The sequence below is a fragment of the Flavobacterium hauense genome (genome assembly GCF_054457175.1).
In genome coordinates, this window is the sequence record NZ_JBTKVX010000004.1 from 141430 (window position 1) to 166821 (window position 25392).

Annotated in this window: 25 protein-coding genes; 18 read left to right on the top strand and 7 right to left on the bottom strand. The window is 40.3% G+C overall.

Going from position 1 to position 25392, the window contains the following annotated elements:
- Positions 1–50 precede the first annotated feature (50 nt).
- Positions 51–1514 (bottom strand): glycoside hydrolase family 130 protein, encoded by a 1464-nt coding sequence (locus ACX0HA_RS03955; protein WP_458843966.1) that lies wholly within the window; start codon positions 1512–1514, stop codon positions 51–53.
- 210 nt (positions 1515–1724) lie between these two features.
- Here ACX0HA_RS03955 and ACX0HA_RS03960 point away from each other — a divergent pair, with 210 nt between their 5' ends.
- The 5 genes from ACX0HA_RS03960 (at position 1725) to ACX0HA_RS03980 (ending at position 6045) form a co-directional block, all read left to right on the top strand.
- Positions 1725–2879, top strand: coding sequence for a 5-(carboxyamino)imidazole ribonucleotide synthase (locus ACX0HA_RS03960; protein WP_458843967.1), 1155 nt, complete (start codon positions 1725–1727; stop codon positions 2877–2879).
- A 71-nt stretch (positions 2880–2950) separates the two neighbouring features.
- The gene (gene purE / locus ACX0HA_RS03965) at positions 2951–3439 is read left to right on the top strand and encodes a 5-(carboxyamino)imidazole ribonucleotide mutase (RefSeq protein ID WP_458843968.1); all 489 of its coding nucleotides are present in this window, start codon (positions 2951–2953) and stop codon (positions 3437–3439) included.
- A gap of 30 nt (positions 3440–3469) precedes the next feature.
- Positions 3470–3700: a hypothetical protein gene (locus tag ACX0HA_RS03970; protein ID WP_458843969.1), complete on the top strand. Its 231-nt coding sequence runs from the start codon at positions 3470–3472 to the stop codon at positions 3698–3700.
- Positions 3693–4013: a type II toxin-antitoxin system RelE/ParE family toxin gene (locus ACX0HA_RS03975; RefSeq protein WP_458843970.1), complete on the top strand. Its 321-nt coding sequence runs from the start codon at positions 3693–3695 to the stop codon at positions 4011–4013. The genes ACX0HA_RS03970 and ACX0HA_RS03975 overlap by 8 nt, the downstream gene beginning before the upstream one ends.
- Before the next feature lie 4 nt (positions 4014–4017).
- Complete coding sequence (locus ACX0HA_RS03980; RefSeq protein ID WP_458843971.1) at positions 4018–6045, top strand: M3 family metallopeptidase; 2028 nt, start codon at positions 4018–4020, stop codon at positions 6043–6045.
- Positions 6046–6132: 87 nt separating this feature from the next.
- Here ACX0HA_RS03980 and ACX0HA_RS03985 read toward each other — a convergent pair whose 3' ends face one another.
- The 3 genes from ACX0HA_RS03985 to ACX0HA_RS03995 all read right to left on the bottom strand — a co-directional run bounded on the left by ACX0HA_RS03985 (position 6133) and on the right by ACX0HA_RS03995 (position 7921).
- Positions 6133–6654, bottom strand: coding sequence for a hypothetical protein (locus ACX0HA_RS03985; RefSeq protein ID WP_458843972.1), 522 nt, complete (start codon positions 6652–6654; stop codon positions 6133–6135).
- Between the two features lie 197 nt (positions 6655–6851).
- Positions 6852–7343: a hypothetical protein gene (locus tag ACX0HA_RS03990; RefSeq protein WP_458843973.1), complete on the bottom strand. Its 492-nt coding sequence runs from the start codon at positions 7341–7343 to the stop codon at positions 6852–6854.
- A gap of 179 nt (positions 7344–7522) precedes the next feature.
- Positions 7523–7921, bottom strand: coding sequence for a hypothetical protein (locus tag ACX0HA_RS03995; protein ID WP_458843974.1), 399 nt, complete (start codon positions 7919–7921; stop codon positions 7523–7525).
- 109 nt (positions 7922–8030) lie between these two features.
- Between ACX0HA_RS03995 and ACX0HA_RS04000 the strand changes: the two genes are divergently transcribed.
- The 6 genes from ACX0HA_RS04000 (at position 8031) to ACX0HA_RS04025 (ending at position 11918) form a co-directional block, all read left to right on the top strand.
- Positions 8031–8795 carry a LuxR C-terminal-related transcriptional regulator gene (locus ACX0HA_RS04000; RefSeq protein WP_458843975.1) on the top strand — a complete coding sequence of 255 codons (765 nt, stop codon included), beginning with the start codon at positions 8031–8033 and terminating at the stop codon, positions 8793–8795.
- Between the two features lie 63 nt (positions 8796–8858).
- On the top strand, positions 8859–9365 hold the full coding sequence (locus ACX0HA_RS04005) for a GbsR/MarR family transcriptional regulator (RefSeq protein ID WP_458843976.1): 507 nt from the start codon (positions 8859–8861) through the stop codon (positions 9363–9365).
- A 53-nt stretch (positions 9366–9418) separates the two neighbouring features.
- Complete coding sequence (locus ACX0HA_RS04010; protein WP_458843977.1) at positions 9419–9766, top strand: hypothetical protein; 348 nt, start codon at positions 9419–9421, stop codon at positions 9764–9766.
- 16 nt (positions 9767–9782) lie between these two features.
- Positions 9783–10172 carry a hypothetical protein gene (locus ACX0HA_RS04015; protein ID WP_458843978.1) on the top strand — a complete coding sequence of 130 codons (390 nt, stop codon included), beginning with the start codon at positions 9783–9785 and terminating at the stop codon, positions 10170–10172.
- A gap of 1 nt (position 10173) precedes the next feature.
- Positions 10174–10989 carry a thiol-disulfide oxidoreductase DCC family protein gene (locus tag ACX0HA_RS04020; protein WP_458843979.1) on the top strand — a complete coding sequence of 272 codons (816 nt, stop codon included), beginning with the start codon at positions 10174–10176 and terminating at the stop codon, positions 10987–10989.
- Between the two features lie 26 nt (positions 10990–11015).
- Positions 11016–11918 carry a TIGR01777 family oxidoreductase gene (locus tag ACX0HA_RS04025; RefSeq protein WP_458843980.1) on the top strand — a complete coding sequence of 301 codons (903 nt, stop codon included), beginning with the start codon at positions 11016–11018 and terminating at the stop codon, positions 11916–11918.
- Here the strand turns inward: ACX0HA_RS04025 and ACX0HA_RS04030 are convergent.
- Positions 11913–12731, bottom strand: a complete 819-nt coding sequence (locus ACX0HA_RS04030; RefSeq protein ID WP_458843981.1) for a UbiA prenyltransferase family protein — start codon at positions 12729–12731, stop codon at positions 11913–11915. The genes ACX0HA_RS04025 and ACX0HA_RS04030 overlap by 6 nt on opposite strands.
- Positions 12732–12865: 134 nt before the next feature.
- Here ACX0HA_RS04030 and gcvP point away from each other — a divergent pair, with 134 nt between their 5' ends.
- From gcvP to ACX0HA_RS04045, 3 genes are all read left to right on the top strand, one after another.
- Positions 12866–15715 (top strand): aminomethyl-transferring glycine dehydrogenase, encoded by a 2850-nt coding sequence (gcvP, locus tag ACX0HA_RS04035; protein ID WP_458843982.1) that lies wholly within the window; start codon positions 12866–12868, stop codon positions 15713–15715.
- Between the two features lie 105 nt (positions 15716–15820).
- Positions 15821–16192: a group III truncated hemoglobin gene (locus ACX0HA_RS04040; protein ID WP_458843983.1), complete on the top strand. Its 372-nt coding sequence runs from the start codon at positions 15821–15823 to the stop codon at positions 16190–16192.
- Between the two features lie 127 nt (positions 16193–16319).
- A complete protein-coding gene (locus ACX0HA_RS04045; RefSeq protein ID WP_458843984.1) occupies positions 16320–17378 on the top strand; it encodes a 3-oxoacyl-ACP synthase III family protein in 1059 nt (352 codons plus the stop codon).
- A 136-nt stretch (positions 17379–17514) separates the two neighbouring features.
- Here the strand turns inward: ACX0HA_RS04045 and ACX0HA_RS04050 are convergent, their stop codons facing one another.
- On the bottom strand, positions 17515–18990 hold the full coding sequence (locus tag ACX0HA_RS04050; protein WP_458843985.1) for an oligosaccharide flippase family protein: 1476 nt from the start codon (positions 18988–18990) through the stop codon (positions 17515–17517).
- Between the two features lie 96 nt (positions 18991–19086).
- Between ACX0HA_RS04050 and ACX0HA_RS04055 the strand changes: the two genes are divergently transcribed.
- The 4 genes from ACX0HA_RS04055 (at position 19087) to ACX0HA_RS04070 (ending at position 22105) form a co-directional block, all read left to right on the top strand.
- Positions 19087–19611, top strand: coding sequence for a methyltransferase domain-containing protein (locus ACX0HA_RS04055; protein ID WP_458843986.1), 525 nt, complete (start codon positions 19087–19089; stop codon positions 19609–19611).
- A 6-nt stretch (positions 19612–19617) separates the two neighbouring features.
- Positions 19618–20466, top strand: a complete 849-nt coding sequence (locus ACX0HA_RS04060; protein ID WP_458843987.1) for a glycosyltransferase family 2 protein — start codon at positions 19618–19620, stop codon at positions 20464–20466.
- An 83-nt stretch (positions 20467–20549) separates the two neighbouring features.
- Positions 20550–21290: an MlaE family ABC transporter permease gene (locus ACX0HA_RS04065; protein WP_458843988.1), complete on the top strand. Its 741-nt coding sequence runs from the start codon at positions 20550–20552 to the stop codon at positions 21288–21290.
- Positions 21290–22105, top strand: coding sequence for an ABC transporter ATP-binding protein (locus ACX0HA_RS04070; protein ID WP_458844028.1), 816 nt, complete (start codon positions 21290–21292; stop codon positions 22103–22105). Before ACX0HA_RS04065 ends, ACX0HA_RS04070 begins: the two co-directional genes overlap by 1 nt.
- 32 nt (positions 22106–22137) lie before the next feature.
- Here the strand turns inward: ACX0HA_RS04070 and ACX0HA_RS04075 are convergent, their stop codons facing one another.
- Positions 22138–25374: a gliding motility-associated C-terminal domain-containing protein gene (locus tag ACX0HA_RS04075; protein ID WP_458843989.1), complete on the bottom strand. Its 3237-nt coding sequence runs from the start codon at positions 25372–25374 to the stop codon at positions 22138–22140.
- Positions 25375–25392 lie beyond the last annotated feature (18 nt).

The window sequence follows — 25392 nt, forward strand, 5'->3', positions numbered from 1 at the left end:
ACAAAGATACCGTTATTACTGAATACTGCCACTGGACACTGCAAACTTAATTATCCTCCATTCTTCAGCCTGTCCAATAGCATATCCAGGCTTACCGTTGCAAAACCGGAACTGTGGTCAGACAATCCGTATGGAATGATAAGCTCTCCGTTATGGATGATTCCCCCACATGAATATACAACATTGGGCACATAGCCTTCACGTTCATCAGGATTGGGAACTATAAGCGGGTCTTTAAGCCTGCCTATCTCAATAGAGGGATCATTGATATCAAGTAAAGAAGCTGCAATACTGTATTTGCGCATAGATCCCACGGCATGGGTAAGAACGAGCCAGCCAGCCTCTGTCTCTATAGGCGAACCGCAATTGCCTATCTGCACAAACTCCCATGGATATTCAGGTGACTGTATTTTCACAGGATCTTCCCACTCATTAATATTCTCGCTATACATAAGGTAGTTATTCCAGCCATCTATTCTTGAAAGCATGGCATACTTACCATTTATTTTCCTGGGAAACAAGGCCAGATTCTTATTTTTAGCACCTGCCCCATTCAGCGGACTGGTCTTGAATTCATAAAAGTCAGTTGTCTTTAAAAGCTTTGGCATAATATGCACACCATCATAAGCCGTATAGGTCGCATAATAAAAAGTACGGCCACTCTCATCAATAAATTTCACGAAACGGGCATCTTCAATACCTTTACTTTCAAAATCGGAAATCGGAAAAATAACCCTGTCGCTTATATCGGTATCTTTAGAGAAGGTTATTCTGCGATAACTGTCAGAAAGCGCCAAAACAAGATTATACTCTTTTATGATCTTAGTGTCGGATGTTTTTGCCTTAGCCTCAATAACCAGGTTTTTGAGTTCTTCATAATCAAACCTATCACCAAGTTTTTCGGTTACTTCATTCAGGAACTCTTCATTAATATCAGCTTCCTGTGCCTTTTTAAGGAAAAGCCTTTTTTGATAAACCACATTATGTATTTTTTCGGCTTCATCTATATAATTGCTGGCAGGGATAACTGTAATATCATTATTTCTGTCTATAAGCGCCCTGCGGAAAGCCACCGATGACACGTGCCCCTCACCTACGGCCCTGAAACTAATGATTACACGAAGCTGTCCTTCTTCAAGATTGGTCTGGTCAGGATCGGGAACTATTGACGGATTAAAAAATGCGGCTGATTCAATTGAATATTCATGAGTAAAATAAGACCCTATAAGCAGTTTGCAGTATTCATCCATCCTTTCATATTCACCACCTGCAATGGTAATGTATCTCTTTACACGTTCGCAATTGCGCAGAAGTTTGCGGGTAATATTCCTGTGACGCTTAGAGAAATCCTGAAGCAAAGGCGATGCCAGTGCAAACACTTCTTCCTTATCAAGTGCCAGTATTTTCCGTATCAGTTCTACCGCACGTTCTTCTCCATTAAAAAAATACCGGGCAATTACACGGGAAGGATCAGGGGAAACTTTTACCGGCTTCCTTTCTATCGTAAGTCTCATAGGTTTGAATTTACATCTGCAAAAAAGGGGCAGAATTTGTGAACCTCTAAAATACGAATATAATTTCCAGCTATTTCTGAATGAAATGCTAAAGTTAACGTAAAAATACTACAGGAATATCCTGAATATCCAAGCATTAAGCGGATAACCGCGAAATTTAAAATTCACAATTGTTTTAAGTATCTTTGCGACTGAAAACAACAGCTACTGATGAATTATTTTTCTTCTGATTTTAAACTAGGCATTTTAGGCGGCGGACAGCTGGGTAAAATGATGCTTACCGATACCCGCAAATTCGATATACAAACCTACGTACTTGATCCAAGCGATGAAGCACCATGCAAAGTAGGCTGCAACAAGTTCTTTAAGGGAGACCTTATGGATTTTGATACCGTATACAACTTTGGCAAACAGGTAGACGTACTTACTTTTGAGATCGAGCTTGTAAACATACAGGCACTTGAAAAACTGGAAGCTGAAGGTGTAAAGGTGTACCCTTCGCCTAAGACCCTTAACCTTATCCAGAATAAAGGGGTACAAAAAGATTTTTACACAACATACCATATCCCAACTGCAGATTACAGAAGGTTTGAAACACTGGATGCTCTTAAAGAAGCAGTAGAAAACAAAGCAGTCCTTATGCCTTTCGTATGGAAAAGTACCGAGGGTGGTTATGACGGAAACGGAGTAAAGGTAATCCGTAGCCAAGAAAGTTTTGAAGGCGTTCCAAACGTGCAGTGCATCGCTGAGGCAATGGTTCCTTTTAAGAATGAGCTTGCCGTAATCGTTGCGAGAAATCCATCGGGAGAGATACTAACTTACCCTGTAGTAGAAATGGAATTTCATCCCGAGGCTAACCAGGTAGAATATGTTATCTGCCCGGCACGTATAGATATGCATGTGGCAAATAAAGCACGTGCTATCGCTCTTAAAGTATCAGAACATTTTAACCATGTAGGGCTACTGGCTGTAGAGATGTTCCAGACTGTTGACGACGAGATCCTTGTAAACGAGGTAGCACCAAGACCACACAATAGCGGACACTACTCTATCGAAGCGAGCTATACTTCGCAGTTTGAACAACACGTTCGCGCCATACTTGATTTGCCGCTGGGTAATACTGACAGTAAAGCAGCAGGCATCATGGTAAACCTTGTAGGCGAAGAGGGCTACTCGGGTAATGTACTTTATGAGAACATCGAGAAGATCATGAAAATGGATGGCGTTACCCCTCACATTTATGGAAAGAAACAAACAAGGCCTTTCCGCAAAATGGGTCACGTTACCATCGTAAACCATGATATAGACGAAGCACGCAGGGTAGCGGAAAAAGTAAAGAATACTATAAGAGTAATTGCGCAATAAGTTTTCAGTCTCAGTCTCAGTTTTCAGAAGCACCATCAACTGAAAACCAACAACTAACAACTATTTAAAAAATGAAAGTAGGAATTATAATGGGCTCTATATCGGATATGCCGGTAATGCAGGATGCCATAGATATATTAAAAGAATTTGGAATTGAAACAGAAGTGGATATCGTTTCGGCTCACCGTACTCCTGAAAAACTTTTTGAATACAGCACTACGGCACACAGTCGCGGCGTAAACGTAATCATTGCAGGAGCAGGCGGTGCAGCCCACTTACCCGGAATGGTAGCCAGCATGAGTCCGCTTCCCGTAATTGGCGTACCTGTTAAATCAAGCAACTCTATCGACGGGTGGGACAGCGTTCTTTCTATCCTTCAGATGCCGGGTGGTGTGCCAGTAGCAACTGTAGCTCTTAACGGCGCTAAAAATGCTGGTATACTTGCCGCACAGATATTAGGCAGCCAGGACAAACTTGTACAGGCTAAAATGATCGCTTACAAACAAAGCCTTAAAGAAGCCGTAAACAAGGCTTCGGAAGAATTGAAGAATAGAAAATAGTTTTGTAACTTTGGTAAAAACAAAGCTGCTATGGATATTCAGGCTTCAAAAATAGAACTGGCGAAAATGATACTTGATTTAGAAGATTCTAAATTAATTGAAAAAGTACGCAAATTAATTACCAAAGAAAAAAGAGATTTTTACGACGAATTATCCGAAGACCAAAAGCTTGAAGTTCAGTTTGGAATTGACCAACTTGACGGAGGTGAAAAAATTTCATGGGAAGATTTTAAATTAGCCCGAAGAAACAGGCATGCATAAAGTTGTACTTTCTAAACTTGCCCAAAAAAAGCTTAACATCTTGCTGAACTATCTTGAAGATGAATGGTCTTTAGCCGTTGCCAATAATTTTGAAGTATATTTTGAGGAAAAACTTCTTCATATTTCCTCCTATCCTGAAAGCTGTATAGAATCAGGCATTTTTAGAAATCTCAGAAAATGTATCGTTACAAAACAAACATCTTTCTTGTACAGGATTAAAAATGAATACATAGAAATTATTACGGTATTTGATAACCGCAGCAGTTTTAAATCAATTACCAAAGAAATCCGTAAACATTACGGTCATTTATAATATCATGAACGTACTTACCAAAAAATTTACAACCAAACACGATACTGCGCCTTTCAGCAGCATAAAAAACGAAGACTTTTTACCTGCCATTAAAGAAGGTATAGAGGCAGCCCGCAAAGAGATTGATTCTATTGTTGCCAATCCTGAAGCGCCAACTTTTGAAAATACTATCGAGGCGATGAGCTTTAATGGAGAGATACTGGAACGTGCTTCGAGCATATTCTTTAACCTTCATTCAGCTGAAACCAATGACGAAATTCAGAAGATCGCAATGGAGGCTTCTCCGCTGTTGTCTGAATTTGGCAATGATGTACGCCTGAACACGGCATTGTTTAAACGCGTAAAAACAGTCTATAACCAAAAAGACAGCCTGAATCTTACCGAGGAGCAAAAGACACTTCTTGACAAGCAATACAAAAGCTTTTCCCGCAACGGAGCTAATCTTCCGGAAGACAAGAAGAACAAGCTACGCGAAATCGACATGGAGCTTTCCAAGATCAGCCTTGAGTTTGGCGAAAATGTACTGGCAGAAACCAATGCATATCAATTGCACATCACTAACGAAGCTGACCTTTCGGGATTACCGGAAGGAACCATTGAGGCTGCACGCGAACTGGCGATAAGCCTTGAAAAAGAAGGATGGATCTTCACTCTTGATTATCCAAGCTATGTTCCGTTTATGACCTATGCCGATAACCGTGAACTACGCAAACAGCTGACTATTGCTTTTGGTGCCAAAGGTTTCCAGAATAACGAATTTGACAATCAGGCTATAGTTTTAAAGATCGCTAACCTTCGTCATGAGCGTGCAAATCTACTTGGCTATGCATCGCATGCCGATTTTGTACTTGAAGAACGTATGGCTGAAAGTCCGCAGAAGGTTAAAACCTTCCTGAAAGACCTTCTTGCCAAAGCGGAGCCTGCAGCACGTAAAGAATTTGCAGAGCTTTCGGCATTCGCTAAAGAAATCGACGGCATTGACCATTTGGAAAAATGGGATGGGTCTTACTATTCTGAAAAGCTGAAACAAAAGTTATTCAACCTTGACGATGAGAAGCTGAAGCCATATTTCAAACTGGAAAATGTACTTAACGGTGCTTTTACCATTGCCGGCAAGTTATACGGACTGAAATTTGATGAGGTTCAGGACATCGACAAATACCATAAAGATGTTACCACTTATGAAGTAAAAGATGAGAACGGCAATCTCGTTGCTATCTTTTATGCAGATTTTTTCCCTCGTAAAGGAAAACGCAACGGTGCATGGATGACCTCTTTCAAATCGCAATATGTAAAAGGTGGGGTAAACGAAAGACCTCACGTATCTATAGTATGCAACTTTACAAAACCAACAGAAACTAAGCCATCTTTACTAACCTTCAATGAAGTAACAACGCTGTTCCATGAATTTGGACACGCACTTCACGGTATGCTGGCAGATACTACCTACCCAAGCCTGAGTGGTACAAGTGTGTATTGGGACTTTGTAGAACTGCCAAGCCAAGTTATGGAAAACTGGTGCTACGAGCCGGAAGCACTTGCCCTGTTTGCACATCATTACCAAACAGGTGAAGTGATACCTATGGAATACATTAACAAGATAAAAGAGAGTGCAAGTTTTCAGGAAGGGATGGCGACGATGCGCCAGCTGAGCTTTGGATTACTGGATATGGGATGGCATAGCGCCGACCCAAGCGGAATAACAGACCTTAAGGCTTTCGAAACTGAACAGTTCGCTGCTACACAGCTTTATCCTGACGTAAAAGAAAACGCCATGAGCACGGCCTTTTCACATATTTTCCAGGGAGGATATTCATCAGGTTATTATAGCTATAAATGGGCTGAGGTATTGGATGCTGATGCTTTTGAATATTTTCAGGAGAAGGGTATTTTTGACAAGGAAACTGCGAATAAATTCAAAGACAATGTACTTTCTAAAGGTGGCACAGAGCACCCGATGCTATTATACAAACGTTTCCGCGGACAGGAGCCAAGACCGGAAGCATTGCTTAAAAGAGCAGGACTATTATAGATTGTTTGATAGTTCGATCTTTGGATTATTGGACTGATCGATGATTCGATATAAGAAACCCCGAAGAATACTTCGGGGTTTTGCTTTTTATGTTGGGTTGGCCATTGGTTCGGCATTATCTTCAGGTTCTGCTGCCGGTGTTGGCGATGGATCAGGTATGGGGTTCGCCGGAGCTGCCGTCACTACAACAGTGTTATCCGATGCAGCAGGTGGAATAACCATCGGATTTACAGCAACAACTGTATTCCCTCCCGCTCCTGAACCGGAGGTTGGCATTTTAGCAATATAAGTATTAAAAAGCCCTTCTATAAAATCACTACCTGCGTAGCCCGCTGCGATCACCGTGAACACAAACTGATTTCCAATATACTCACCATTTGCAACATCCGGTTTATCATCAAAGCCGTTCACTAAAACATATAGCGCTCCGGCTACAAAACCTATAAAAAGACTCACCATGAGCCTGCCTCCGTTGAGGTCTTCCTTATTATCCTTTTGGGCATTTGCATCCGAGAGCTTTTTAAGCCCAATCGCCATCCTTATTCCCTGACCAAGAAGACCAAGCAATCCTCCCAGCAAAATTTTCTCTATTACCTGTTCCGGTGTCATAACAATAGTATTTACGTGTGAAGGCAAATTTCTACATAATTTAAATCGCTGGTACAGGTATTTTTACGTGATTTTAATTAACTATTCTTTCAAAAGGAAGGCAACACGGAAAGAATTGATAAGTTTTACTAAAAAGAAATTCAACTTATACAGAGTAGTTGAACTCAGTTAAAAATATAATATCACATCTATTAATTTTAAGGACAATTATTAATACTACCAAGCTCATTAAAATAATTTTTTAAAACCTCGTAATAATCTTCCTTTACTGCATTATCTGAGTCGTATACTTCCAAAATTAAATAGTCCATATAATAAAAATCATCCTGTTTATCATAATTGTATGATCTCTTAATTCTAATACCTTCATTGAGTTTAATTTTCAGAAAATAAGTAGAACCTTTTCTGGATATCCATGTTTTAGAAGCGCTACATATATCATTCCAACTTACAACCCCCTCAAAAAAAGAAGAACTTTCTGTTAGATCTGAAATTGATTTATAAGAATACAAAATTCCATTTGAAGAAGCATTTAAGGACGCTGATTGATTATCTGTATTAAAAATTACACCAAAGTCGTTAACAAGTGACATCAAATTATTAATTGTTTCTTGTCGATTTTGAGAAAATAGAGAGTGAGTAGATAATAATAAAATAATATAAAAATATTTGACAAGTTGGTTATTCATTTACTTATAGATTTATTTAATTATATAACTGCCTTCAGAAATCCCATCGGGGGCTATTGTTTCTAAAAAAAACAACAACAGTCCCTTTTTTTAACTGACCAATATTAGAAACACTACAAACCCGAACCACTAAACTGTATTAAAAAATTTATATATAAAAAGGTCAATTGTAAGCTTTTTTATTGAATTGTGAGATCAAGAATTTTAAAATTTGTTTTTTTTAAATCCTCAATGATATATTTCCTATATTGATCAGAATCATATTTGTTTGTAAGAATATTATTATCTCGATCTCTGTTATATATAGTTATTCCTGAAGTATATTCATAAGCTGTACTCCCAACTGCATAATTAAGTGCGTTTTTAGTAGCATCAAGTAATGTCCACATATCATGCTCAAAATCATCATAATCTAAAGTTTTACTTACATAAACAATCTTCTTAGTATAATTAGTTGCAATAACAAAACAGAAATCAGCTTTTTCTTGCTTTTCTTTTATTTTTGCTAAAGGATGAAATTGATTAGATGAAGGTAAAAGAAAAATATTTGCTAGCATCAAAACAATAATTGTCTTCATAGTTTAAAATATTTGATTAATTATACCAAACTTCCAAAAAATCCTGCTCAAAAAAAATCCCAACCAGTAGGGATTTTTAATACATTTACCTAAACCTAAACACCTTACAATGAAACCAGCCATTTTTAATGAAGCCCAAAAGGTTTGGAAAAACATTATGAGTAATGGCCCAATTAACAACACTGCCATTGACCTCGAATTGCATAAAAAAATACTCGACCTGTTTCATGTTGGTCGGTACTATTACTATATCGTAGACTGGCATAAAATGGAACTTGCCTATCTGAGCCCTGAAATTAAAGATATTCTTGGATATCCGGCAGAAGATTTTGATGCCCCTTTTTTGATGTCACTCATACATCCTGATGACCAGAGTATCTATCTTAATAATGAAGCTGCGGTAGTTGATTTTTTGCAGCAATTACCCAATGAGAAAATGTTGAAATATAAGATGAGCTACGACTACAGGATAAGGAAGAGTAATGGTGAATATTTGAGGATATTACAACAGGCAATCGCCCTTCAGGTTGATGAACATAACAACCTGTTATTTACACTGGGCGTACATACTGACATATCACATCTTAAAAAAAACAACACTTCAGTTCTTTCCTTTTTAGGTATATACGGCGAACCTTCTTATATTGATGTCAAAGCTGCTAAAATTTACAGACCCACTCCTGAACTTTTTACCAAAAGGGAAAAAGAAATTATAAGCTATGTATTAAAAGGATATCAAAGTAATGAAATCGCCGAAATATTATTTATTAGTAAGTATACCGTAGATAGCCACCGTAAAAATGTACTGAACAAAACCAATACAAAAAATACGTTAGAATTTGCCATTAAAGTAATTAGCGAGGGCCTGATTTAAAAACAACACTATTATCTTTCATTTATTTTTGAAAGTTTAAAAATAAAGTTATACATTTGGTGTATGGAATTCAAGGAAGCAAAAAACAAGTTCGTACAAACCTGGGGAGCATTAGGCTCTCAATGGGGAATCAATAAGACAATGGCTCAGATACATGCCCTGCTTATGATCGCTCCTGAACCGCTTTCGATGGAAGACATTATGGACGAACTGCAAATATCGCGCGGCAACGCCAGCATGAACCTCCGCGCCCTTATGGACTGGGGTATTGTTTACAAAGAATTCAAACATGGAGAGCGCCGTGAGTTCTTTACTGCCGAGAAAGACCTTGACGAACTGGCTGTAAAAATTGCACAGGAACGCAGCAAACGTGAAATCAAACCAGCTCTGAAAGTATTGAAAGAAGTTTCTACAGGAGTAAAGGATGACAAATCTGTAGAAGCGGAACATTTTACCAACCAAACCGAAAAGTTGTATGACTTTGTACTCAAAGCTGACAATATGCTCGAAAAAGCAACAGAATATAAAGACAACTGGCTAGCCGGACTTGTCATGAAGCTAATGCGTTAGCTTTTTTCATCAAAATATATTTCATTTTTTTCTGAAAGTTTAAAATTATCAATATGAATTTAAACATCATCGCATACAGCATCTTCATGCTCATTACAGGTTATGTTATTGTAGTTGTTGGCCACATTTGTTACCGCAACGGCAATATATATGTATTGAGCCTTATACCTGGGCACGACGACCTCTGCATCAGGATCAATAAAATATTGCTTGTGGGTTATTACCTGGTCAACATTGGTTATGCTGCCATGACACTTGTGAGTTGGGAAACCATAGTTACCCTGTCACAGCTCATAGAAATGATTGCCGTAAAGACAGCTGTCATTATCAGCATACTCTCTATACTGCATTACACTAATATATTCCTCCTTACGAATTACGCCAAAAAATTAATCCAATAACTTAAATATCAATATTATGGAAACTACAAAAATCCTTATCGGTTATGCCATTTACCTTCCTGTTGCTCTCACACTAACTTTTGTTGTATCTCGTACCCTTTTCAAAAATGGAAAGATATTTATGCTTGACATTTTTAAAGGACGTGAAGATATTGCCAATGCCACCAACCATCTTTTTGAAACCGGCTTTTACCTTCTGAATGTGGGATTTGCATTAATGATATTGCAAATGAGTGTTCATGACAACACATACCAGACTCTGGTTGAGGAATTAAGCTATAAAATAGGTGGATTTGCGATTTATCTTGGTCTGATGCTATTCCTGAACCTGTATTTTTTCTTTAGGGGAAAAAGAAAAGCCAAAGAAAGCCAAAGACAGGAAACCATTGTTTTTAAAGGACAGTAACATGAAAATCCTAACCAACCAAACCCTGCTCTATGACGAAGACTGTCCCCTGTGTCGTGCCTATACTTCAGGGTTTATAGCCACAGGGATGCTCGACGAAAACGGCCGAAAACCCTATGCCTGCCTAAGCGACGAAGAACTTACTTATGTAGATGCCAATAGGGCCTGCAATGAGATAGCCCTTGTAGATAATGAAAATAAAACCGTTACTTATGGTATTGACAGCCTGTTAAAAGTACTGGGGAATTCATTTCCTTTCATCGAAAAGATTGGGTACTTCAAACCGGTAAATTGTTTCCTTAAGAAGCTTTACTCTTTTATCTCTTATAACCGCAAAGTAATTATTCCTAACAGGGCAGATAGCGATAAACAACAATGCATTCCCGACTTTAATTACAGGTACAGAATTGCTTACCTGGTCTTTGCAGTACTTGTTACAGCAACAGTACTTTTTGAATGTGCCAAAATAATTCCGATTTATGTACAAGCCAACTTTTTAAAAGAACTGGCATTGGCAACCGGACAGATAGCATTTCAGAGTCTTTTCATTTTAAAAAAAGATAGCAAAACACGGCTGACCTATCTTGGCAACCTCATGACCGTTTCGCTTTTTGGTTCTTTATTGCTAATGCCATTACTAATCCTCAATCATTATGTAGCAATAAGTGAAACCGTAAACCTCATCTGGTTTGGAATCGTCGTATTCATTATGTTCCTGGAGCATTACCGCAGGATACAGCTTTTAGGACTTCCAAAACATTTGTGCCTGACCTGGATTGCTTACAGAATGCTCGCACTGCCTTTTTATTACATATAATACCTATTGGTATAAAAAACAACACCATGAAAAAAATAGTCATAGCAGCCGGTACCGGATTTTTAGGACAGGTATTGGTGAACCATTTTAAAAATAAAGTTGAAGAAATTATAGTGCTGACTCGCGGAAAAGCGAAAACCAAAAATACCGTTCGGTATATTAACTGGGATGCAAAGACCCTGACAGGATGGGAGCGCGAACTTGAAAATGCCGATGCGCTCATTAACCTCGCCGGTAAATCTGTAGACTGTCGCTATACGCCAAAGAATAAAAGTGCTATCATGGCATCAAGGGTAGACAGCACCACTATTCTGAACAAAGCGGTTTTGAGGTGTACTAATCCACCAAAGCACTGGCTTAACAGCTCTACAGCTACGATTTACAGGCACAGTGAAGACAAACAGATGGATGAGGTTAATGGAGAAATCGGGTTCGATTTTTCTATGAATGTTGCCCGCATGTGGGAGAAGGCTTTCTTTCAGGTGGAGACACCACAAACCAAAAAGACGGCATTGCGCACTTCAATAGTATTGGGTAAAAATGGCGGAGCTTATGTACCACTCAAAAAACTGGCTTGCCTTGGTTTTGGTGGCAGACAGGGCAACGGGAAACAATTTGTCAGCTGGATACACGAAAAAGATTTTGCCCGTGCAGTGGCTTTTATCCTCGATAAGGAAATGGAAGGCGTTGTAAATGTAGTAGCTCCCACACCCATTCGCAACACCGATTTCATGAGAACATTAAGGGAAGTAAAAAATATACCATTCGGTATACCGATTGGTACGCTATTGCTGAAGTTGGGCGCAAAGATTATTGGCACCGAAACAGAGTTGGTCTTAAAAAGCAGGAATGTGATTCCGAAACGATTACAGGAAAATGAATTCAAATTTATTTATGGGGACTTGGAGAAAGCGATGACTAAATTATAAACTATTCAACAGCACAACAAGCCCCAACCAGAATATGGGAATACTCTCTACCCAGAAAAGGGTATAATATTTATTGCGCTGCGGCGTGGCATAAACAGTAAATAATGCAGTCGTTATTACCATGATAGCGTTGGCAGCAACCTGCCTGTAATCTATGGTAATCTTTAAAAATTCCAAAAAGAAGAATGGCAGCAGGAAACAGAGGTTGAGTATCTTGGTACGCCTTACCCCTATCTGCTGCGGGATGGTTTTCAGGTGCGGATCATCTTCTGCGAGGTCGATGATCTCAAATATCAAAATCAATATGATAACCAGTATGAACCGCTGCGTGAATTTCAGGAACACATCTGACGTTAAATGCACATGGTCATTAAGAAGCGGCAACACTAATGTGATCCCTGCCCAACAAAATGCCACAATGTAGATCTTCACACCGCTCCAGTTACGCAGGTTTTTGGTATTCGGAAAAAAAGGCACTGTATACAGTGCGGTAAAAGCAAAGAAAAGCAATCCGGTGATTTGGGTTATGCGTTCGAGGAAAAAGAAACTTATCCCCGCAGCGATAAGTGCCAGCGTACTCAGGAACACTATAAATTTAACCCTTTTTCCTGCCGCCTTTTTCACCCGGAAAAGTCCGTCATACTTCATAAAGTTATAGCTGAACATTGTACCGCAATACCCGAAAACCGCTACAGCCCAGTTAAATGGAATATGAAAGATGTGGTTGGTCATTAATATCAGCGCAAGCACCGATGCACCAACGTGCATGCTCCCGTAAACGTAGAGCCAGAAAAGCTTTTTTACAACACTCATTTAACAAAAATAATCAATATCCTAACAGTAACAGATTTATGATGAAAAAATCACAAAATTCACGGTATAAAAGGCATTAAAAATTGAATATAAATAACTAATTTTGTGCCTCTAAAAACAACGCATAAGAAATAATGAGAACAGATGCTTTTGCTTTAAGACACATTGGCCCAAGGGAGAATGATCTGAAACATATGTTTAAGACCATTGGTGTCGAATCTATTGACCAATTAATATACGAAACACTACCGGACGATATCCGTCTTAAGGCTCCTTTGAACCTTGAGCCGGCAATGACGGAATATGAATACAGCAGCCACATTCAGCAGTTAGGGAACAAGAACAAGATCTACAGGTCGTACATCGGTTTAGGCTACCACCCTGCTATTGTTCCTGCTCCTATCCAGAGAAATATCTTTGAAAACCCGGGATGGTATACAGCGTATACCCCATACCAGGCAGAGATTGCTCAGGGTCGTCTTGAAGCTTTGCTTAACTACCAGACTACTGTTATCGAGCTTACAGGAATGGAGATCGCAAATGCATCACTTCTTGATGAAGGTACTGCTGCTGCAGAGGCTATGGCACTTTTATTCGACGTGCGTTCACGTGAAAAAAAGAAAGCTAACGCTAACAAATTCTTCGTTTCTGAAGAGATACTTCCTCAAACACTTTCTGTACTGCAGACACGTTCTACGCCAATTGGTGTTGAGCTTGTAATAGGAAACCACGAAACGTTTGAATTCGGTGACGATTTCTTCGGAGCTATCCTTCAGTACCCTGGCAAACACGGTCAGGTTTATGATTATGCTGCTTTTATTTCGAGAGCAAAATCTAACGACATCAAAACAGCGGTTGCTGCTGATATATTAAGCCTTGTGAAGCTTACTTCACCGGGAGAGCTGGGAGCTGACGTTGCTGTAGGTACTACACAGCGTTTTGGTATTCCATTAGGTTACGGTGGCCCTCACGCTGCTTACTTTGCTACTAAAGATGAGTACAAGCGAAGCATGCCGGGACGTATCATTGGTGTTACTGTCGATACTAATGGTAACCGTGCACTTCGTATGGCACTACAGACTCGTGAACAGCACATCAAACGTGAAAAAGCTACTTCGAACATTTGTACAGCTCAGGTACTTCTTGCTGTAATGGCAGGTATGTATGCCGTATACCACGGACCAAAAGGCCTTGGTTACATCGCTGACAAAGTTCACGCTTCTGCCGCTACGACTGCCGAAGCTCTTGCCAAACTTGGCATTGAACAGACTAACACTTCTTTCTTTGATACTATCCTTGTAAAAGCGGATGCTGCCAAAGTTAAAGCCGCTGCTGAGAAAAAAGAGATCAACTTCTACTACCCGTCTAACGATACTGTAGCGGTTGCTTTTAACGAGACCACTTCACTAAACGATATTAATGACATCATAAGCATATTTGCTGAAGCTGCAGGAAAAACTGCCGATAAAGTAACTGCACTTAGCGAAACTGTTGCTATCCCTGCTTCATTGAACAGGACAAGCGAGTTCCTTACTCACGATGTATTCAACAAATACCACAGTGAAACGGCTATCATGCGCTACATCAAAAAACTGGAGCGTCTTGACCTTGCCCTTAACCACTCTATGATCTCTCTGGGATCATGTACAATGAAACTTAACGCAGCATCTGAAATGCTTCCGCTAAGTATGCCAAACTGGAACAACATCCACCCGTTTGCTCCGGTTGAGCAGGCTCAGGGTTACCAGGAAATGCTTAAGAAACTTGAGGAGCAGCTTAACGTGATCACTGGTTTTGCCGGTACTACGCTACAGCCAAACTCTGGTGCACAGGGAGAATATGCAGGATTGATGGTTATCCGTGCTTACCACGAATCTCGCGGTGAGTCTCACAGAAACATTGCTCTTATCCCTGCATCGGCTCACGGAACCAACCCTGCAACTGCCCACATGGCAGGTATGGAGGTTGTGGTTACCAAAACTTCTGAAAATGGAAACATCGACGTAGAAGACCTTAAAGCAAAAGCGATCCAATACAAAGACAACCTTGCTTGTCTTATGGTAACTTACCCGTCTACGCACGGTGTATATGAGGCTTCTATCATCGAGCTTACAAACATAATTCACGAGAACGGCGGACAGGTATATATGGACGGTGCAAACATGAATGCTCAGGTTGGTCTTACTAACCCTGCTACCATTGGTGCTGACGTTTGTCACCTTAACCTTCACAAAACTTTCGCTATCCCTCACGGAGGCGGAGGACCTGGTGTTGGGCCTATCTGTGTTGCTGAGCACCTTGTACCATTCCTTCCTACTAACCCTGTAATACCTACAGGCGGAAGCAATGCAATCTCTGCTGTATCGGCTGCACCATGGGGTTCTGCTCTTGTGTGCCTTATCTCTTACGGATACATCACAATGCTTGGCGCCGAAGGAGTTACAAGCGCTACTCATCACGCTATCCTTAATGCTAACTATATTAAAGAAAGACTTGCAGGTCACTACGATACACTTTATACAGGCGAGATGAACCGTGCAGCTCACGAAATGATCATCGAATGCCGTCCGTTCAAAGCTAACGGTATCGAGGTTACTGATATCGCCAAGCGTTTAATGGACTACGGTTTCCACGCACCAACGGTATCTTTCCCTGTAGCAGGAACATTAATGATCGAGCCTACAGAAAGCGAGAACCTTGAGGAGCTTGACCGTTTTTGTGATGCAATGATCGCTATACGCAAAGAAATTGAAGAGGCTTCAGCTGACGACAAAAACAACGTGCTGAAAAACTCTCCACATACATTGGCAATGCTTACTACAGACAACTGGGATTTCCCTTATACAAGAGAAAAAGCGGCATTCCCACTTGAGTACCTTCATGAGAACAAATTCTGGCCTGGTGTTCGCCGCGTTGATGACGCTTACGGAGACAGGAACCTTGTTTGTTCTTGTGCGCCGATCGAGGCTTATATGGAAAACTAATACAAAGGGCTGCAATGTTGCAGCCCTTTTATTTTTTTATTTGCTGATATATGTCATAAAGACACAGTAAAGCTATTGCCTAAATTTGTTGTAAAACAAAACAACATGAAAGATATCGAATCAAGGGCCGACCTTGAAGTATTTACAAGAGCATTTTACAATCGCCTGTTGGCCGACGACAGGGTGAGCTATATATTTACCGATGTTGCGCAAATTGACCTGGAGGAGCACCTGCCAAAAATTACTGATTTCTGGGAACTTAGCATGTTCCATACCGGGCCATATCACAATAATCCGCTGCATGTTCACATGCAGCTAAATGACAAGGAACAGCTTACTGCTGAACACTTTGATGTATGGCTGGGGCATTTTAATGCAACTGTAGATGAATTGTTTGAAGGACCGAATGCAGAAAAAATAAAAACGCGTGCTGTTTCTATCGCAACCATTATGAAAATAAAGGTTTCGGCATACTAAATTGTCAACTGAACATTTTTTTTGGCAAAAAATAATTATTCAATAAAATAATATGCAAGCATATTATTTTTAACCTTTTTGTATATTATATTTGGTTAACTTAGCTTTAAACAAACATTACTAAACTATGAATATCAGGATCACAGGCTCAGGGAGTTATATCCCTAATTGCGTTGTAACTAACGCAGACTTTGCGAAACATCTATTTCTGGATGATGACGGTACACCGCTATCATACACGAATGAAATAGTGACCGAAAAGTTCAAACAGATTACCGGCATTGAAGAGCGCCGGTATGTGGATGATGACCTTGTTACCTCCGATATTGCATTTTTAGCTGCACAAAGAGCTATTGACGATTCAAAAATAGATCCTGAAACTTTAGACTATATCATCTTCGCCCATAATTTTGGCGATGTTAAGCATAATACAATTCAGGGAGATTTAGTACCAAGCCTTGCTGCCCGTGTAAAACACAAACTAAAAATAAAAAATCCTAAATGTGTAGCCTATGATATCCTGTTTGGTTGTCCCGGCTGGGTAGAAGGAGTTATTCAGGCACAGGCATATATGAGGGCAGGAATGGCAAAAAAATGCCTTGTAATAGGTGCTGAAACCCTTTCGCGAGTGGTCGACCCACACGACAGGGACAGTATGATCTATTCTGACGGTGCAGGTGCAAGCGTACTTGAAGCTACTGATGAAGAAGGTGGAATACTTTCCCATGAAACGGCATCATACACCTATGATGAAGCACACTTCCTTTACTTCGGAAACTCTTTTAATAACACACATGATCCCGATGTTCGTTACATTAAAATGTATGGCAGAAAAATATATGAATTTGCCTTGACCAATGTTCCGTTAGCCATGAAAGAATGCCTTGAAAAAAGCGGTGTGAGCATTGACAATGTAAAAAAGATACTGATACACCAGGCCAATGAAAAGATGGATGAGGCTATCGTAAACCGTTTCTATAAACTACACGGAAAGCCCACACCTGAAAAAGTTATGCCCATGAGCATTCATACCCTTGGAAACAGCAGCGTGGCTACCATACCTACGCTTTATGACTTGCTTATGAAAGGTCAGCTGGAAGACCAACAGCTTAACAAAGGTGATGTTGTAATATTTGCATCTGTTGGGGCAGGTATGAACATCAATGCATTTGTCTATAAAATATAAGACAGCTTCTGAAAAGCGGAATAATTATAGAACTTAAAATATCATTATAAAAAAGCTCCGGAGAATTAACTTCTCCGGAGCTTTTTTATATTATTCGCATCACTTTGAGTATTTCGCTCTAAAGGAATAAATCTGATTATTTAAATTTGGCTTTCACAAACCCCAGCACTTTGTCTGTGGTAACGTTTACCTGATAGACGAGCCTTAATTTATATATAGCAAAAACATTTATAAGCATTGATAGTCCTGTTTTATAAACGAGGTTTAGCAGATGCGATCCCGAATCCGGTAGCATGTAAACCACAAATCCGCTCAGGGCAAAAACCAGCATCATCTTCACGAATTTTATATCGAAAGGCAACAGGCCAAACTTTTTGTAAATAAAAAGCAGCTTTAGGATATTGAACAGGGTAACTGATATGAATGAAGCATAGGCCACCCCTATTATCCCCATGTTTGTAAATCCTAAGAAGAATATGTTAAGACCAACATTCACAAAAATCAGGCAGCAAATGGCAATCATATTGAACCTGTAATACTTTGAATAAGTAATGATCTCCGTATTAAAACCGGTTGCCATATTGATAAGCACACTGAATCCTAAAATGTAAATGATAGGAGTGGTCTGTTTTAGTGCCGGACCCGTAGGCAGCAGACTGAAAAGGTCATCTACCCCCAATGCGATACAGCTATACAGCACAGCACCAATAAAAAACAACAGACGGGCAACCTCTTTATATTTCACATTTAACTCTGCTAGATTTCCATCTTTCAGGTAATTAGATATCATGGGCGCATAAAGCGCGAACATACCTATAGCAGGTATCTGCAAGGTAGAAGCCAGTGTGGCACCATTACTGAATATACCATTTGCTTCCTCTGATATCCAGTTATATATAATGATCCCATCTATCCTGAAGGCCAACAGCGAACCGAGGCTTGCCGTAAATGAATAAAGGCTGTACCTGAAATAATCTTTCCTGGAAATTTCACCAAAAAGAGTTTTGAACCTGTAGTTCAGTCCCGGCTTGAAATGCCTGAAAAGATAGATTCCTGTCAGCACCCCAATGAGTACAAAAGCAAGGGCATACAATATAAGCGATTCATACACTCCCATCATGTGGTTAATAACCAACAGGAACAGGACAGGCAATACTATTTTTGGAATTAGCTTTTCGAAGACTGTAGGCACTGCAAGCTTTTGAAGATCCTGCGCCTGTTTCCTGAAAAGATCAATATAGGCCATCGCCAATCCGACGGGGAAAGCAAGATAGACCAGCAGACCTTTTTCGTAACCTGTAGCGGTATTGAATATAAATATGCCCAACAACACCAGCAATCCCATCACACCCACAGAGACCATACTGTAATTGAAGAGCTCTTTTCTCCTTTCTTCGTTAAGGCCCGGATAAAATTTTATCAGCGCATGAGATGCGCCCAAAACCATAATAGGATAAAGCAGCTGTGTAAGATTGTCTACATACTTTACAGTGCCTGAAAAAACAAAATCGTTCGGGTAAATAAACAGTGAAGAAACAATACCCAAAGCAGTGCCCAGGTAGTTGATTATAGCAAAGTAAATTACCTGCTTATGTAATGTTTTGCTTTTCAAGAGTAGATAAGATGTAAGCTAACAACAAATATAAGCTGCAATTATCAAATAAGACTATACTTTTTCATATTTTTGACCCTCATTATAATTGCCGCGATGTACGAAAACACCTTCCCTCATAAACGCTATGCGTTAACACTCGAATTCCTTAAAAAACATATCCCTGCGGATGACTCAATACTTGATCTTGGTATAGAAAACCCTTTCTCCGGCATTATGAAGAAAGAAGGCTATACTGTAAGCAACACTACAGGCGAGGATGTTGATGTTGACCAGACTGCACTTGCAAAAGGAGGCTACGATGTGTTTACAGCATTTGAAATCTTTGAGCACCTTCTCAACCCGTTTACGGTACTGCAAAATGTAAAAAGTGACAAGCTCATCATATCAGTTCCGTTGCGTTTATGGTTCAGCCCGGCTTACCGAAGCAAAACCGATATGTGGGACAGGCACTACCATGAATTTGAGGACTGGCAGCTGGACTGGCTTCTTGAGAAAACAGGATGGGTTATCAAAGACCGTAAAAAATGGACCAATCCTGCTAAAAAAATAGGTATCCGCCCATTACTGCGTTCTATAACGCCAAGATATTACATCGTATACGCCGAAAGGGCAAAATAGTTTTAAATGAGATATTACGCAATTATACCCGCACACAACGAAGAGGCTTTTATGGGCCTGACATTAGAGTCGCTTGCAGCACAAACTGTACTACCTGCCAGAGTTGTTGTGGTAAATGATAATTCTACCGATGACACTGCTGCCATAGTTACCAAATTTGCCGAAGCGCATCCATGGGTAACTTTGGTCAACAAGAAATCAGATGCCGTTCACATGCCGGGAAGCAAAGTAATACAGGCATTTCACGCAGGACAGGCTATTATTGATGATAACTACGACATAATAGTGAAGCTTGATGCTGACCTTATACTTCCTGCCGACTATTTTGAAACCGTGCTTGAGGCATTCAAAAAAGATGACAATGTGGGTATGGCCGGTGGTTTTGCCTACATAGAAAAAAATGGCGAGTGGATATTGGAAAACCTTACCGATAAAGACCACATTCGGGGGGCATTTAAAGCCTACCGAAAAGAATTGTTCCTGCAAATGGGTGGACTCAGGCCTGCAATGGGATGGGATACTGCCGATGAACTTATCGCACGTTTCTTTGGTTGGAAGATCGTTACCATTGAACGCCTGAAGGTAAAACACCTGAAACCTACCGGAGCCAATTATAATAAAGCAGCCCGCTACAAACAGGGCGAAGCTTTTTACACCCTTGGCTACGGATTTACAATAACAGCCATCGCGGGGGCAAAACTTGCAATGCGAAAAAAGAAGCCACTTTTATTCATTGATTATATCAATGGGTTCCTGAAGGCCAAACGCGAGAATAAAACCATGCTGGTGACCCCAGAGCAGGCAAATTACGTGAAAGCTTACCGCTGGAAGAAGATGAAGGAGAAACTGTTTTAGCTCCAAGAGTATTAAAAAACTATTAACGAACACTAATTACTGACTACAATTCGGTATTTTAGCCATTTATTTTCAGAGTTTAAATGATAAAAGCAATACACCAGATAGGCAGATATTTCCTAATGCTGAAGGAGGTTTTTAACAAACCTACGAAGTGGAAGGTAATGAAGCCACTGATTTTTAAAGAAATAGACGACCTGATAATAGGCTCAATGGGTATTGTAGCCTTTATATCATTCTTCATAGGTGGGGTTGTCGCAATTCAGACAGCACTTAACCTTACCAACCCGCTTATTCCGAAAATGCTTATTGCATTTGCAACAAGGCAGTCGGTTATACTTGAGTTTGCACCCACGTTCATTTCCATTATCATGGCAGGACGTGCAGGTTCATACATCACATCGAGTATCGGCACCATGCGAGTTACAGAACAGATAGATGCACTTGAGGTTATGGGGGTTAATTCGCTTAACTACCTTGTGTTCCCTAAGATCATCGCTTTCCTTTTGTATCCGTTCGTTATTGCAACATCCATGTTCCTTGGTATCCTGGGCGGATGGCTTGCAGGTGTATACGGAGGCTTTGTGGCCAGCGACCAGTTCCTGCAGGGACTACAGCAGGACTTTAATCCTTTCCATGTGTTCTATGCATTCTTCAAAACATTTATTTTCGGATTCCTTTTGGCAACCATACCATCATTCCACGGATATTTCATGAAGGGCGGCGCACTTGAAGTAGGTAAAGCAAGTACAACATCGTTCGTATGGACGAGTGTTGTTATCATTTTGGTGAACTATATAGTAACCCAATTACTTTTAAGCTAATGATAGAGGTTAAAGACATAGAAAAATCGTTTGGGGAGTCTCAGGTATTAAAAGGCATCTCGACTACATTTGAAACAGGAATTACAAACCTGATCATAGGGCGAAGCGGATCAGGAAAAACTGTTTTGCTTAAAACGCTTTTGGGTATCCATACCCCGGATTCAGGAACCATTTCTTTTGACGGGAGGATATATTCTGAACTTAAGCCCGACGAAAAAAGAACACTCCGTACTGAGATAGGAATGGTATTTCAGGGCAGCGCACTGTTTGACTCAATGACTGTGGAGGACAATGTTGCTTTCCCTTTAAAAATGTTTACCAACAAAAGAACACGCGAAATTAAAGAACGCGTAAATGAAGTACTTGAAAGAGTAAACCTTAAGGATGCCAACAAAAAATTCCCTAACGAGATATCAGGAGGTATGCAAAAAAGGGTAGCGATTGCAAGAGCTATCGTAAACAACCCTAAGTACCTGTTTTGTGATGAACCTAACTCGGGTCTTGACCCTGAGACATCTATCGTTATTGACGAGCTGATCCAAGAGATTACTAAAGAATATAATATTACTACTGTTATCAATACCCACGACATGAACTCGGTACTTCAGATTGGCGAAAAGATCGTTTTCCTAAAGAACGGAATCAAAGAATGGGAAGGTAATAATGAACAGATACTGGAAACCAGAAACAAGTCTATTGTGGAGTTTGTTTACTCTTCAGACCTTTTCAAGAAAGTACGCGAGAGCCTGTTGGCCGAAGCGGAAGAAGAGGGCGGACATCACCCCGGCCTTACTCAGAACCACGATAAAAAATAAAAAGAACGCTTAGGATATCCTAAGCGTTTTTTTTACTCTTCTCTTTGCAGATATACCCATCCGGTAACCTGTTTTCCTCCTGACAGGGTAATCATATAATAATAGGTACCTGTAGGAAGTTCTCCTCCCGAATTAGTCTGCCCATGCCATTCTTTTTCATAATTCCGTGCATCATAAATCATAAGTCCATATCTGTTGAATATTTTAATACTTTCAACATCCATCAAGGACAAGTCAAAATAATCGTTCATTCCGTCCCCATTAGGAGAAATTCCGCGTGGTATATCGCATGACACATCATTGACCATTACAGATGCTTCAGCAATACAGCCTTCTGCATTTGTTACTGTTGCCGTATATTTTCCTGTTTCCGAAACAGCAACTACAGCCTGTGTTGCCAAAAAATTACCTGGGCCTGTCCAGGCTATCTCAGCACCCTGCATGTCGTTTATGTTTATTATGCTCAACGTATAACTATAATCTACACATCCCTCGGCAATATCTATATCAAAGACATCATTTCCTTTAACATCCAAACTTATTACTGCCTCGTCAGTAATATCACATGCGGTTACCCTATAGATAAATATATACATCCCGGGCGCAACACCTTCAACTAAAAAGACGCCATTTACCAGATGGCCCGTAGGTTCGAACTCACTCCATTTCCCTCCCGGCACATGGTCACCACTAAGGTAATCTTTAAGATTTATTGTTGGCGAACGGTCGCAATGTATAATATGGTTATCATCTCCCGCATTGGCTGCTTGAGGCTGTTCGATAGTATGTTCTAACACCATATCGATACATGAACCTGGGGTAGTAGAAACTATCTTCAGGTAATAAACTCCAAGTTGACCGGGCTCAAAAGGCGGAAAATCAAGTTTATTAGTAGTACTCAAAATTACATCCGGTGCCCCTTCTTTCCACCATTCATAAGTAAGAAAAGTGTATGACTTCACATAAAGAGAATTCTCAGTGCCATCACAAAAACCTTTCTGATTAATTTCAAGAGGCTGAAGGTTTGTAATATCATATTGTATGTTTACAATATTACCACACTCATCTGATACGCTGAAATTATAAACTGCATTCTCTAGCGACATAAATGTCATGTTAGGCCCATTATTTATAACAAATGGCTGCCCATTCTTTTCTGTAATGGCATATTCCAGCGGAGGTAGGCCTACTGCATCTATAATTACCTCAGAGAGTCCGTTTGTACAGGGAAATGCATAGGCTCCCTCTATAACCGGCGCACCTGTAAAAGTAAAGGTAAGCAGCTCACTACTACACTCAGAACTACCACTTGCCTCTGACCCATTATTATAACTGTACCCCTTTTTTATAATCCTAAAATTTCCGGTATAAGTAAAGTTAGAGTTTATCGCCTCGTTCTCCAGCCAGATTCCGGCATTTGGGATTCCGTTTTGTGGATGTATCCATTGCCCTGAAGCCTCGTCAAATTTCTGAAGCCAGTAATAGGCATTCATATCTTGCGGATTGCCATTGTGCAGATCGATATCAAAGGAACCGCAATTAAATATGACATCGGCAGGATCATCTTCCTGAATATAAGGAATAATATCAGTAGTCCCCACCCTGATATTACCGCACTCATCAACAACTTCAAAACTGTATGTTCCTCCCGGAAGCATATTCATATGCATAGTTCCATCCACGATATTATACGAAATATCTGAAGGCAAAGGAGCGGTATATGCCTCGGGGGCAGCAGTTATCTTAACCGATGTGAGAGGTTTGCCTGCAACATACATCATGATGGATCCAAAACCAGAAGTGCATCCCATTGCCTGCTGTGTATAAATTGCAGGGTCTATATCAGAGGTCACAACAACCGGCACTGAATAGCTGTTTCCGCATTCATCAGTAAATTCAAAAGTATAATTACCAGGGGTTACACCGTCAAGGGACAAAGTATAACCGTTAACGTGAGACATCATATTCTGGGGTACAGTTCCAAAAGATGCCGGTGCAGCAGTTAAAACAGCCGTGGCAATATCCCTTGTATTAGGCATAGATATTGTTATGAGCGTGAAGCAGTTTGATGACTGATTTATAAACACATATGGACTTCCACCTTCCTCCAGTACAATCGAATTTTGTGCTGTGTGTCCGCAGGCATCGGTGATTTTTATCACATAGGTCCCTAAAGGCATAGGGTTGTCAGGATCTCCGTAGCCAACATACGGATTATTTATTACCGGATGTGATGCATTAAATGATGAAGGATTGAAACCGGCAGGTGCCGAAATAAAACTTACGGTTAATGGCAGCACATAGTTGTAAGCCGTCATATTAATATAGAACTCATTACAAGCTATCGTAGACTTATTTAAAGAAAAGGCAAACTGCGCAGATATTATATTATCCGTTTTCTCAAAGATGTTGCCACAGGCATCCGTAATTTTGATATCATACAAATAAGCACCCTGGTAAAAAGGAATTTCTTTAACGACATAATTAGAAATGAACCCTTCAGCCATAGCATCATTTATGACAGCAGGGGCACCTCCTCCGGGTGGGTGAACTGTATACTGTATTGTTACCGGAAATGCAATATCAGCCCCTGACTGACTGAAAAAAACACAATTAATCCCTATTGTATTGCAGGAAGCCAATGCGCCCTGCGATGAATTGGGCTCGTTAATGGTAATTGCTGCCGCCGGCTGCGTTATCGTTACGGTTGTTACTAGTGCATCACCGCAGCTATCATATACCCTTAGCTGATATTGTCCTGCCTGCAGGCCGTTAAAAACGTTAGATACCTGTTGTGGAAAAGTTTGTGGCCCGGAAATTATTTCGTATGCCGATGCAGTCCCCGAAGTAATCGAGACCGTAATGCTCCCTCCTTGCTGGCAGTTAGCATTGACAATCGTTGTGGTATAAGCAAACGGAATAGTATCATCGGCAATAGTGGCAGTGGCAGTTGCCGAGTTCGATTGCCCATTGAGTGACTGGGTGGCAACAACACTGTAATTTCCGGATACAAGTCCTGTCGCTGTTAATGTGGTTACCGTAGTTACGGGCTGTGATGTATTAGGCAGCAGGTAAACCTCAAACTCTATAGCTGCACCGGCTGTAGCCCCGGTTACAGTAAAACTCAATGCCCCGTTACCAAGGCAGGTTTGAGGTGTTGGTGTAGCCGTTAAATTAAAAGAAGAAAGCTGTGCATAGATCGCATTGCACAATAGTGCCAGTAAAAGGCAAAGGAAAGCCTTTAGAGGTAGTTTGTTTTTTTGTTTCATGGTTGGTGGTTTCTGGTT